The 12,257-nt window shown below is 69.6% G+C and carries 7 protein-coding genes; 5 read left to right on the top strand and 2 right to left on the bottom strand.

Translation table 11 applies throughout. The features are described from left to right. Positions 1–25: 25 nt before the first annotated feature. Positions 26–3,832, bottom strand: coding sequence for an efflux RND transporter permease subunit (locus tag CGZ91_RS14590; protein ID WP_094454251.1), 3,807 nt, complete (start codon positions 3,830–3,832; stop codon positions 26–28). 266 nt (positions 3,833–4,098) lie between these two features. Next, positions 4,099–5,442 carry an MATE family efflux transporter gene (locus CGZ91_RS08405; protein ID WP_094454249.1) on the bottom strand — a complete coding sequence of 448 codons (1,344 nt, stop codon included), beginning with the start codon at positions 5,440–5,442 and terminating at the stop codon, positions 4,099–4,101. Between the two features lie 137 nt (positions 5,443–5,579). Here CGZ91_RS08405 and CGZ91_RS08400 point away from each other — a divergent pair, with 137 nt between their 5' ends. Genes CGZ91_RS08400 through CGZ91_RS08380 form a run of 5 tightly spaced genes read left to right on the top strand, consistent with a single transcriptional unit; the run spans position 5,580 to position 12,111 of the window. Continuing rightward, positions 5,580–7,211, top strand: a complete 1,632-nt coding sequence (locus CGZ91_RS08400; protein ID WP_144276839.1) for an ABC transporter substrate-binding protein — start codon at positions 5,580–5,582, stop codon at positions 7,209–7,211. Between the two features lies 1 nt (position 7,212). Further along, positions 7,213–8,130, top strand: a complete 918-nt coding sequence (locus tag CGZ91_RS08395) for an ABC transporter permease (RefSeq protein ID WP_229116527.1) — start codon at positions 7,213–7,215, stop codon at positions 8,128–8,130. Continuing rightward, on the top strand, positions 8,130–8,984 hold the full coding sequence (locus CGZ91_RS08390; protein WP_094454245.1) for an ABC transporter permease: 855 nt from the start codon (positions 8,130–8,132) through the stop codon (positions 8,982–8,984). The genes CGZ91_RS08395 and CGZ91_RS08390 overlap by 1 nt, the downstream gene beginning before the upstream one ends. Continuing rightward, a complete protein-coding gene (locus tag CGZ91_RS08385; RefSeq protein WP_094454243.1) occupies positions 8,981–10,684 on the top strand; it encodes a dipeptide ABC transporter ATP-binding protein in 1,704 nt (567 codons plus the stop codon). The genes CGZ91_RS08390 and CGZ91_RS08385 overlap by 4 nt, the downstream gene beginning before the upstream one ends. Next, entirely contained in the window at positions 10,681–12,111 is a 1,431-nt protein-coding gene (locus CGZ91_RS08380) for a lanthionine synthetase LanC family protein (RefSeq protein ID WP_094454241.1), read from the top strand. The genes CGZ91_RS08385 and CGZ91_RS08380 overlap by 4 nt, the downstream gene beginning before the upstream one ends. Positions 12,112–12,257: the final 146 nt, after the last annotated feature.

Genomic DNA, 12,257 nt, shown 5'->3' with positions numbered 1-12,257 from the left:
TCCGCTCAGGTCAGCGCGTACGCCCTCAGTCCCGGCCCCGTCGCGGCGCCTCGTCGGCATCGGCGGCACCGGTTTCGGGCCCCGCTTCCTCGGCGTCGAACACGGACAGGCCGTCGTTGAGTTCGGGATCGCTCTGATCGCCCTCGTCGTGGCTTGGCCCGTCGGCGGGCAACGGCTCGGTGATGCCGGCGCGAACCTTGCGCTCCCGTCGCTCGGCCGAGCCCACCCGGGCCCGCTCGATCAGGTCATACAGCACCGGCACCAGCAGCAGCGTCAGCAGGGTTGAGGAGCCCAGACCGCCGATGGTCACCAACGCCAGCGACTGCGAGATGAACACGCCGCCGCCGGTCAGGCCCAGCCCCATCGGGACCAGCGCCATCATGGTGGCGAGGGCCGTCATGACGATCGGGCGCAGCCGCAACCGGGCGCCGTGGGTGATGGCGTCCTCGATCGATTCGCCGCGGTCCCGATAACGGTTGACCAGGTCGATCAGCACGATCGCGTTGGTCACCACGATGCCGATCAGCATCAGCAGGCCGATCATCGAGGGGATGCCCAGCGCGGTGTCGGTGACCAACAGCGCCAGAATCGCGCCGGTGGCCGCGAACGGCACCGACACCAGCAGGATGGCCGGCTGGATCAGCGACTTGAAGGTCGCGACCATCACCACGTACACGATCGCGACGGCGATGGCCATGGCGATGCCGAGCTGTTCGAATGCCTCGGTCTGCTGCTGGGAGATGCCACCGATCTCGTAGGTGACGCCGTCCGGCATGTCCAGCCCCGCCAGCGCCTGTTCCAGCTGGGTGGTGACGGCCCCCAGGTCGGCCCCGACCGGGGTCGCGTTGATCGTGATCGACTGGTTGCCGTCGATTCGGTGCACGGCGGCCGGGCCCTGCACCTCCTTGACCGTGGCAACCTCACTGAGGGGGATCGGGTCACCCGTGGCTTCGCGGGCGTCCTCGGCCTGCTGCTGCAGGTCCTCGCTACGTTCCTGCTGTTGCTGGGACTGGTCGCGCTGGTCGATCATGTCCGACATCTGCTCATCGAGCGCTTCGCGCTGTTCCTCGAGCTGCTCCAGGCCCTCCCGCATCTGCGCCAGCTGTTCCTGCTGGGCCGCGATCTGCTGCTGTTGGGCTTCGGCGGCCTGCCGCTGGGCGGCCTCCTGCTGCTGCCGTTGTGCCTCGAGCAGGCCCCGGATCCACTCCTCCAGCTGAGCCGGATCGGTGGGCGGGGTCAGGTCGGGCAACGGCTGCGGCGGGATCTGGACCTCAGGCAACGGCATCGCCTCGGCCGCCTCGAGCTGTTCGGTCATCTCCTCGATCTGCTCATCGAGGGCATCGCGTTGCTCGGCGATCTGGTCCAACCCGTCCTCGAACTCCTGGTTGGCCTGCTCCCGTTGCTCGGTGGCCATCTCGTCCTGCTGCTCGGTGACCCGCTCGGCCGCGTCCTGCTGGGCCTTGGCGTTCTGCAGCTGGGTGACCGGCAGCAACAGCTGCTCGAGCTCCTCCTTGGTCTCGATCGGAGTACGCGAACGCAGCACCACCCGCTGGGTGGTCGCATCGATCTCGACCTGGCCGATCTGCTGCCCACCCATCGCTTGCTGCACGGCCACGCCGACGGTGGCCTGGTTCATCCCGTACTCGGCCGCCTTCGCCGCGTCGACATCCACCTGGAGCACCGTGTACTGGTCGCCCAGGTCGGAGCTGACATTGGTGACCAAGCTCTGCTGGCGCAGTTCCTGCTCCACCAGCCGGGCGCCCTCCTCGATCCGGTCGGCATCGCGGCCCTGGACGATCACCGATACGTCGGTGTCGGCGCCCATGCCACCGGCGGTCTGGATCTGGATCTCGCCCAACCCCTCCTCGGCCTCCAGGGCTACCCGCAACTCCTCCTGAAGGGCGCTGGCCGGCGTACCTTCGGCCATCGTGATCGAGATGGAGGCGGTGTTCGATCCGCCGCCGCCCATGCCCAGGCCGGCCGTGGCTGCGTCGCCGCCACCGACGGTGGTCTGATAGGTCTCAATGCCGTCGTGGTCGGCGACGATCTCCTCGATCCGCTGCGCCACCGCATCGGTCTCGGCCAGTGAGGTGCCGGCCGGCAGCTCGGTGGAGACCGTCAGCGAGGTCTCGCCCAGATCGCCGATGAAGTCGGTCTTGAGCAAGGCGGTCGACCCCAGGGTGCCGACGAAGACGACGGCGGCGATCGCCAGGGTCACCCAGCGGTGCCGTAGCGTCCAGCCCAACACTGGCAGGTACGCCTTCTGCATCCGCGACGGCGCCTCGTCGGTGTCCTTGACGCTCTCAGCGGCACCCTCCTGCTGCGCCAACAGCCATGCCCGTTCCTGCTTCACGGTGGGCCGGAGGAACCAGTACGCCAGCACCGGCACGATGGTGAGGGCCACCAACAGCGACCCCAGCAGCGCCACCGACATGGTGAGGGCGAACGGTCGGAAGAGCTCACCGGTCTCGCCCGACACCGTCGCAATGGGCAGGAAGACCGCCACCGTGATGATCGTCGAGGAGGTGATCGCACCGGCGACCTCAGCCACCGAGCGCAGGATCATCTTCGGCCCGAAATCAGCCGGCGGTGACAGCGCCTGGTGCCGGCGGATGTTCTCGATCACCACGATCGAGTCGTCCACCACACGGCCCACCGACACCGTCAACGCCGACAGGGTCAACAGGTTGAGGGTGTTGTCGGTGAGCCACATCGCGATCAGGGCGATCAGCAGCGACATCGGGATCGAGATGGCGGTGATGATGGTGGAGCGGGCCGACCACAGGAAGACCAGGATGATGACCACGGCCATCACCAGACCCAGCACACCCTCGACGGCGAGGTCCTCGATGGACTGTTCGATGAAGGGGGCCTGGTCAAAGATCGTGACATAGCTGACGCCGCCGCCGATGTCGCGCATGATCTGAGGCATCAGTTCGTTGGACAGCCGGGCGACCTCGACGGTGTTGGCGTCGGCAAGCTTGGTGACGCCCAGGCTGAGGGAGGCTTCGCCATTGACGCGGGCGATCGAGCTCGCCTCGGCGGGCTGCTCGACGACATCGGCGACGTCCCGCAGCGGGACCGCCCCGTCGGTGCCTTGGAGCATGATGCCAGCGACGGCCTCGACCGAGGTCAGCTTGCCGCCGATCTGGACCTGCATCTCCTCGCCGTCACGTTCCAGTTGACCGCCGGGATAGGTGAGGTTGTTGGCTTGGAAGAGTTGGCTGATCTGGCTGGGATCGATGCCGAGCCGGTCCAGATCGTCCTGACGCAACGTGACGACGACCTCGCGGTCGGTCTCACCGGCAACGAACGCGTCCCGTACGCCGGGGATCTGCTTGAGCTGGGGGATCGCGACGGCGCGCAGGTCCTCGGCGAGCTGGGCCGGATCGCCGTCGGAGGAGACGGCGTAGTAGACGATCGGCAAGGCATCGAAACTGCCCACCACCACCGTGGAGGTGACGTCGTCGGGCAGTTGTGGACCGACGCCCTGGACGGCGGTCCGCAGCTTGGACTCCATCTCGGTGGCGTTCTCGTTGTAGTCCCACTGGACCGTGACCTGGGCCATGTCGTTGGTGGTGACCGAGCTGACCTCGGTGACGCCGTCGACACCGCGCAGCGCCGACTCCATCGGATCGGTGACCTGCTGGGCGACCACGTCGGTGGTGGCGCCCGGATAGACGTTCATCACGGTTGCGGTCGGGATCCGCAGGCTCGGGATCAACTCCTGCCGCAGGACCCCTGCCGAATAGAGCCCGACGCCGACGATGGTGATGCACAACAGCGCCACCACGGCACGATTCATCAGACTGAGCTTGGTCAGACCGCTCACGAGACCCCCACCGATCGTTGTATTCCCGAACCAGTTTGCACCGCGGCACACTGGCAACACGAATCTGGGCTCGCGAGGAGACGAGCAATCATCGGTTGGGTGGGTTCGATGGTGACGAAGTCGTCGCCACCCCACCGCGCCGATCAAGCGACCGGTGGCCAATCGGGGTGAGCTGGCGAGCCCGATGCTGGTTGGCGCGGTCGTGCATCGGCGCGCTCAATGTCTCGCCGTAAACATCGTCGGGCTGGGGGCTGGGCGGCGTACGCTCAACCCCCCAGCCGCATCCAGTTCTCGCCGCGGGCGCGTAGGACCAGGGTGGCGGCGCGGGCCAGCAGATACCCGCCCCAAGCGGCCCACAACCAGGCCACGCCGGCCTGACTCCAGCCGACCAGCAGACTGAGCGGCAGGTACGCCGCCACCGCGATCAGACCGGCCAGCGCCAGGTAGCGCGCGTCGCCGGCGCCGATGAGGACACCGTCGAGGACGAAGACCACGCCGCCGATCGGGGCGACGATGCCGAGCACCAGCAGGCTGCCGCGCAGCAGTTCCGCGACCGCCGGATCTGGGGTGATGACCAACGGGATCAGCAGGTGGCCCGGGATCAGCAGCACCAGCAATGCGACTCCGACCCACAGACCCCAGCGAGTGGTGATGGCGGTGAGGCGGCGGACCGAGGTCACGTCGCCCGCGCCGAGGCCGTGGCCGGTGAGTGCCTGCGCCGCGATGGCGAGAGCGTCCAGGATCATCACCAGCACGCTCCACACCGAGTGGGTGACCTGGTGGGCGGCCAGCGCGACCGTTCCCAGGCTGGTGGCGACCATGGTGGCGGTCAGGGTGGCGACCTGCAGGCTCGCCGACCGCAACAGCAGCCAACTGCCGGCCTTGGCTGCGCGCAGGATGCCACCGAGGTCCAGTCGCGGCTGGGCGCCGGCGCGGCGGGCGCCCCGGATGACGATCACGGTCAGCACGGTGGCGGCGGCGTACTGGGAGATCAGCGTGCCGATCGCGGCCCCGGGCAGTCCCCAACCGAAGACCAGCACGAAGAGTACGTTCATGACGATGTTGGCCACATTGGCGCCGATCGCGACCCATAGCGGCGTACGGGTGTCCTGCAGTCCGCGCAGTACGCCGGTGGCCGCCAGCATCACCAGAGCCGCGGGGGTGGCCAGCGCCAGGATCCGCAGATAGCTGGCCGCGTACGCCGACACCGGGGCGGTGGCGTTGTACCAACTGACGACTACGGGGGCAGTCAGCGACAGCGTCACGCCGACGACGGAGCCGATCACCGCGGCCAGCGCCATCCCGTCCAGACCGGCTGCCAGCGCCTTGTCCGGCCGGTCGGCGCCCAGCTGTCGCGCCACGGTGGCGGTGGTGCCGTAGGCCAGGAAGACGGACAGGCCCACCACCAACATGATCACGCTGGTGCCGATCGCCAGACCTGCCAGTGGCTCGGTGCCCAGCAGCCCCACCACAACGGTGTCGGACAGCAGCAGCAGCGGCTCGGTGATGAGGGTGGCCAACGCCGGGACCGCCAGGGCCAGGATCTGGCGCCGGTGTCCGCGTACGGGGGGCGGGTCAGCGGTCGCGTCAGGAGACGAATCAGGGGCCACGCCCGGACTCTAGCCCGTGAGCCGAGGTCTCGAATACTGATACTGCCATAACGTCCGTTTGTATTACCCCAACAAGTTGTTTTATCTTCTCGGTGGCGGGGTGTCCGCCGTGCAGTTTCGAGCCGGAAGGTCTGACAGTGAAGCGAACAACGTCCTGGTTGGCGGCAGTGGTGGCGATGATGCTGGTGCTGAGCGCCTGCGGAAGCCAGGCGGAGCCGGCGGGCACCGACCCCGTCGACGGCGGCACCGTCACCGTGGCCATCGAGAGCGACCCGGCCGGCCAGTTCAACCCGCACGAGTCCGGCACCGACATCGCCGCCGAAACCCTCCGCGCGGTCTTCGACTCGCTGGTGTACCTGACACCCGAGGGTGAGCTGAAGCCCTGGCTGGCGACTTCCTGGGAGGTGTCGGAGGACCAGCTCAGCTACACCTTCACCCTGCGCGAGGACGTGACCTTCCACGACGGTGAGCCCTTTGACGCGGCGGCCGTCAAGGCCAACTTCGACCACGTCCGCGACCCCGGCACCGCATCGAAGCTGGCCAGCAACCTACTGGGCGGCACGGCGTACGACTCCACCGAGGTGATCGACCCGCAGACGGTGCGGATCAACCTCAACCAGCCCTACGCCCCGCTGCTGACCAACCTCAGCAGCACCTACCTGGGCTTCATCTCGCCGAAGGTGCTGGCCGGGTCCGCCGACCAGCTGGTCGCCGGCGGCCCCGAGGTCACCGTCGGCACCGGACCCTACGTGCTGGAGCAGATCGTCGCCGGCCAGGAGGTCTCCTTCACCAAGAACGCCGCGTACGCCTGGGGCCCCGAGGGCGAATCCCAGGGCCCCAGCCATCCGGACCGGCTGGTGCTGCGGGTGCTGCCCGAGGCCTCGGTCCGCGCCGGCGCCCTCGCCAGCGGCGACGTCGACATCGCCGGACACCTGAGCCCCGAGGATGCCCTGAGCTTCGCCGAGGACGACCAGATCAACCTGACCCGCAGCGAGTCCCCGGGCCTGCCGTGGACGCTCTTCCTCAACAACCGCAGCGGCATCTTCACCGACCTGCAGGTGCGCCAGGCCTTCCAGAAGGGCATCAACATCAGCGCCGCCATCGAGGCCGTGTACGCCGGCACCTACCATCGGGCCTGGTCCTTCCTGGGCGCCAACACTCCCGAATACAGCGACACCTTTCAGGACAGCTGGCCCTACGACCCCGAGGCCGCCAACCAGCTGCTGGATGATGCCGGCTGGACCAAGCGGGATGCCGAGGGCTACCGGGTCAAGGACGGGCAGCGACTCTCGGCGAGCTGGTCACTGACCCAGGACCGGGACCGGCGCGGCAATCTCGCCGAGGCTTTCCAGGCCGACCTGCGCGAGATTGGCTTCGAGCTGAAGCTGGTGCCCACCGACACCGGGGTGTTCCTGCAGCAGCTGCAGTCCGGCGAGGGCTACGACATCGCAGCCTGGAGCTACGTCCGCACCGACGGCGACGTGCTGCGGCTCCACTTCCACTCCGAGCTGGCGCCGATCCAGAACGCCGGCTGGGTGAACGACCCGCAACTGGACGAATGGGTGACCGCCGCGACCCGGACGACTGATCGCGCCGAGCGCACCGAGCTCTATCGCCAGGTGCAGGAGCGAGCGCTGGAGCAGGCGTACTCGATCCCGATCCTGCCCAGCCACAACATCATTGGCTCACGGGTCAGCGTCGGTGGCGTCGAGACCGACATCGCGGGGTGGCCGCAGCTGCGGACCGTGTGGACCACGGCGGTGCAGTGACGTGGCGATCCGCATCCTGTGGCGGGTGGCCGGCGCCTTGGCCGTGATCTGGGGCGCCGCCACGCTCGCCTTCGCGTTGCTCCACCTGGTGCCCGGCGATCCCGTCGACATCATGGTGGGCACCAGCGGCAGCATCGACGAGGCGGGCAAGGACCGGATCCGCGAGGAGCTGGGCCTGAACCAGCCGGTGCTGCTGCAGTACTTCAGCTTCCTGGGGCGGCTGCTGGTGCTGGACTTCGGCACGTCCTATCGCCTCGGCCAGCCGGTGCTGGCGATCATCGGCGCGCAGCTGTGGCCCACGGTGCAACTCGCGCTGCTGGCGATCCTGTTTGCCGCGATCCTGGCAGGGCTGACCGCGATCCTCCTGCGGGGCCGGTACGCCCGTCGGGTCTCGTCGCTGATCGAACTGCTGGCGATCTCCTCACCGGCCTTCTGGACCGGGATGCTGCTGCTGACCGTCTTCGCCTTCCAGCTGCACTGGTTTCCCGTGACCGGCGGGGTCGGGCTGCGCGGCCTGGTGCTGCCCGCCCTGACGCTGGCCCTGCCGATCGCCGGCATCCTCAGCCAGCTGCTGCGACACGGCATCGACGGTGCTGAACGGCAGCCCTTCGTCGACAGTGCCCGTGCCCGCGGCCTGGCCGAACCGGTGTTGCTGGGACGACACCTGCTGCGCCATGCCTCGCTGCCGGTGCTGACCCTGGGGGCGTACATCGTCGGCAACCTGCTGGGCGGCACCGTGATCGTGGAGCAGCTCTTCGGCCGCTCCGGGTTGGGCCGGGTCACCCTGGATGCGATCACCAACCGCGACCTGCCGGTGGTGATGGCGATGGTGGTCTTCGCCGCGATCGTGTTCGTCGCGGTGAATCTGCTGCTCGATGCTCTCTCGCCCGTCCTCGACCCGCGACTGCGAGGTGCCTGATGGCTGCCCAACTCGTGATTGACCAGGCTCTGGAAGCGCCGCGGCAACGCAAGGTGCCGGTCGCGGCGTGGCTGTCGGCCGCAGTGCTGGTGCTGTTGGTGTTGGCCGCGCTGGTCCCGGGCCTGCTCACCTCGATCGACCCGCTGGCCACCAATCCGGTGCAATCCCATCGCCCTCCCAGCGCCGAGCACCTGTTCGGCACCGACCGGCTGGGCCGCGACCAGTTCGCCCGGGTCGTCCACGGCGCCCGGGTGTCGCTGGGGATCGGCTTCATCGCCACCGGCGCTGCGGTCGCCATCGCGGTCGTGGCTGGCGTCCTGATCGGGCTGGCGCCGCGCTGGCTCGACGGTTTGGCGATGCGGATCCTCGAAGTGGTGCTGGCCTTCCCAGAGTTGCTGCTGGCGCTGGTCGTCATCGCGCTGCTGGGGCCCGGCACCCAGAACGTGCTCATCGCCATCACGATCTCGGCCATTCCGGTCTACGTCCGGATGGTGCGGATCGCGACCGTCCAGGTCCGGACCTCGGGCTACGTGGAGGCGGCGACCGCGCTGGGCGTGGGGCGTACGGCCGTGGTGGTGCGACACGTGCTGCCCAACGTGGTCGGCCCGCTGCTGGTGCTGGCGACCATCGGCGTCGGCAACGCGATCATCGCCGGCTCGGCGATGAGCTTCCTCAACCTCGGCCCGGTCGCGCCGACCCCGGAATGGGGCCTGATGCTGTCCGAGGGCCGCGACTCGCTGCGCAACGCCTGGTGGGTGGCGGTCTTTCCGGGCCTGGCCATCACCGCGACCGTGATCTCCACCACCCTGCTGGGCCGCCATCTGCAGGCCCGTTTCGAAGGAACCACCTCATGATCGAAACCGTGAATGACCGGGTCCCCGAGGTCGAGGAGGGCCAAGCCGTCCCGGCCGAGCCTGAGGTCCTGGCCACGGTGGCCGGACTCACCATCAGCTTCGACGGCCGCCGCGTGGTCGATGACGTCGCGCTGACCGTGCGAGCTGGGGAGTGCCTGGCTCTGGTCGGTGAATCCGGCTCTGGCAAGACGCTCACCTCTCGAGCGCTGCTGGGCCTGGTGCCGACGCCGGGACGGGTCGAGGCCACCACCCTCGAGGTCGACGGTGTCGACCTACGACAGGCCACCGATCGGCAGTGGCGCCGGCTCCGCGGCGCCAGGGTCGGGCTGGTGAGCCAGGACGCCCTGGTGTCGCTGGACCCACTGCGGACCATCGGCCAGGAGGTTGGCGAGGTGCTCGGCGCCCATCGCTCGCTACGGCCGGAGTCCGGCCTGGCCACCGTCGCCGCCGTCACCGCCGAACTGGAGCGGATGGCGATCCCCGAACCGGACCAGCGGCGCCGGCAGTACATCCACCAACTCTCCGGCGGCCAGCGGCAGCGCGCGCTGATCGCCTCGGCCACCATTGCCCGGCCGCCGCTGCTGATCGCCGACGAGCCGACCACGGCGCTGGACCTGCGGGTCCAAGCCCAGGTGTTGGAGGTGCTGGCCCAGCTCAAGGCCGAGGGCACCGGACTGATCGTCATCAGCCACGACCTGGCCGTGGTCTCCCAGATCGCCGACCGGGTCGCGGTCATGAAGGCGGGCCGGATCGTGGAGGAGGGACCGGTGCAGCAGGTCCTCACCGATCCCAGCCACGACTACACCCGCGCGATGCTGCGGGCCATCCCGAGCGCCGGCAGCCGCGGCACTCGGCTCAGCGACACCCCGCGGGCGGAGCTGAAGGCCCGCCGCAGCCTGGCGGACCGCGTCGAGGCAGGTACGCCGGTGCTCCGCGCGACCTCGGTGCACCAGACCTTCCGGCGGCCCGACCGATCGGTGCTGACCGCGGTCAACGGCGTCTCGCTGGAGCTGCGGGCCGGCCAGACTCTGGGAATCGTTGGCGAGTCCGGGTCCGGCAAGACGACGCTGGGCCGGATCATCCTGGGCCTGCAGCGTCCCGATGCGGGTGAGGTCACCCTCCACGGGCAGCCGTGGAGCGGGCTGTCGGAGCGGCTGCGCCGACCCCGACGCCACCTGATTCAGCCGATCCAGCAGGACCCGCTGAGTTCCTTCGATCCCCGCGCCACCGGCGTACAGATCCTGTCCGAAGCGCTCGCCGTCGGTGGTGTGCCGAGGCGGGAGCGACGGGACCGGGCCGGGGATCTGGCCCGCCAGGTCGGCCTGGCGCCGGACCTGTTGGAGCGGCGACCCCGGCAACTGTCCGGTGGTCAACGGCAGCGGGTCGCCATCGCTCGGGCGCTGGCCCGGGATCCGCAGGTATTGGTTTGTGACGAGCCGGTTTCGGCGCTGGACGTCACCGTCCAGGCGCAGGTGCTGGACGTGTTCGCTGACATTCGCGACCAGCTCGGGCTGGCGACCCTGTTCATCTCGCATGACCTGGGCGTGGTGCAGCACCTGTGCGACGACGTGATCGTGATGCACAACGGTGACGCGGTGGAACGCGGCCAGGTCACCGAGGTCTTCGCCGACCCCCAACACCCCTACACCCAGGCCCTGCTGTCGGCTGTGCCGACGCCGGCCTGGCGGGAGGCGGCATGAGCACGACATCGAACGACCCGATCGTGTTGCCCAACCTGCGGCCGACCGTCGCAGGTGAGCCCGTGCCCGGCACCGAGATCGCCGACCTCGACGAGGTCCTCACCGGCGCTGAGCAATGGATCGACAGCGCCGAGGCGCCCGACCCGCAGCTCCCCGAGGTGTCCCGGTGGACGGCGTGGCCCGATGATCCTGATTATCTGCCCAGCTACGGCACCATCAGCCTCAACACCGGCGCCGCCGGCATCGCCTGGTATGCAGGGCTGGCCGCCGACGCCGGCCGATCGGGTGCCGCCGAACGCCGCGACCGGGCGCTGGCCACGGTCGCGGCCCGCTGGCAAGACGACCTGGACGCCGAGATCCGGCTGCCCCTGGCGGGGCTCGGGGTCGGCTTCTACGGCGGCCTGGGCGGGCTCGCCTCGGTCACCCTGGGACTGGCCGACCAGTCGCCGGTGGCGGCCGACCTGGCGCCCCGGATCGTCGCCGAGATCCTCGACCGAGAGGGCCGCACCGGCGGTCGAGAGGCCGGCTGGACCGGCGTGAACGCACTGCTCGGTGACGCCGGACCACTGCTGGTGCTGCTGCAGGCCACCGACCAGGTGGCCGACCTCGACCCGTCGAACGCACCGCTGGCCGACCGGGCCCGCAGCGCCGCCGTCGCGGTCGGCGAGCTGTTGCTGGCCGAGGAACGCCGGGACGAGAACCGGTCCAGCTGGATCGGGGTCACCGCCCAGCACCTCGGGGCGCCCGCCACCGACGGGCCGCCCGCCTCGCTGGGCGAGGGCTTCGAGGTCGGCACCACGGGCATCGCGTACGCGCTGGCCGAACTGGGGCGGCGTACGGGTCAGTCCCGCTTCGTCGACGCGTCGGTCCGTGGCGCCACCAGCATCGTCGAGGCAGCGGTGCCGGTCGGCGAGGATGCGGTGCTGCAAGGCGGGGCCCGCGGCTATGCGTTCGGCTACTGCAGCGGCAGCGCTGGCGCGATCCGCGGTCTGGTGGGGGTGTTCCGGGCGACGGGGGACCCAGCCTGGCTGGAGTGGGCCGAACGCTTCGGCCGCGGCATCCTGCGCAGTGGCGTACCGGGGCGCCACACCCCGGGCAATCTGTGGGTGCAGCACCAGTGCTGCGGCGGCGCCGGGATCCTGGAGGCCTTCCTGGGACTGTGGTGGGAGACCGGGGACCAACTGTGGCTGGACGCGGCTCGGGTGCAGGCCGACGACCTGGTGATCCGCTCGACCGTGGACCAGCGGGGCCGCCGGTGGTACAGCGAGGCCTTCGTGTTGCCCGTCGGTCGGCTCAAGGCCGAGGTTGGCCACCAGGTCGGTGCCTCCGGCGTCGGGGTGGCGCTGCTGCGGATGCAGGCGGCCGAACAGGGCCGCCCGGACCAGCCGTCGGGCACCCGACGCCTGGCCGACGACCCGTTTGCCTGACCGGTAAGCCCCCGGCCTGCACAACTACAGCTTCCCGTAGCTGCGCAGGTGAATTGGGCCAGTTGGCCTGCACAACTACAGCCTGCTGTGGTTTCGTCGGCGGCGCCGGTCCCTGACCTGAGGCGGCACGGCACCGAGCCGACAGA

The sequence above is a fragment of the Parenemella sanctibonifatiensis genome, from assembly GCF_002250565.1.
Taxonomy (GTDB): domain Bacteria; phylum Actinomycetota; class Actinomycetes; order Propionibacteriales; family Propionibacteriaceae; genus Parenemella; species Parenemella sanctibonifatiensis.
Note: the sequence above shows the minus strand (reverse complement) of the source record. Positions and strands in the feature narration are given on the sequence as shown.

Excerpts from the sequence above, each read along its gene's own strand:
- CGZ91_RS08380 (WP_094454241.1), top strand. The coding sequence starts at position 10,681 with ATGAGCACGACATCGAACGACCCGATCGTGTTGCCCAACCTGCGGCCG.
- CGZ91_RS08385 (WP_094454243.1), top strand. The coding sequence starts at position 8,981 with ATGATCGAAACCGTGAATGACCGGGTCCCCGAGGTCGAGGAGGGCCAA.
- CGZ91_RS08390 (WP_094454245.1), top strand. The coding sequence starts at position 8,130 with ATGGCTGCCCAACTCGTGATTGACCAGGCTCTGGAAGCGCCGCGGCAA.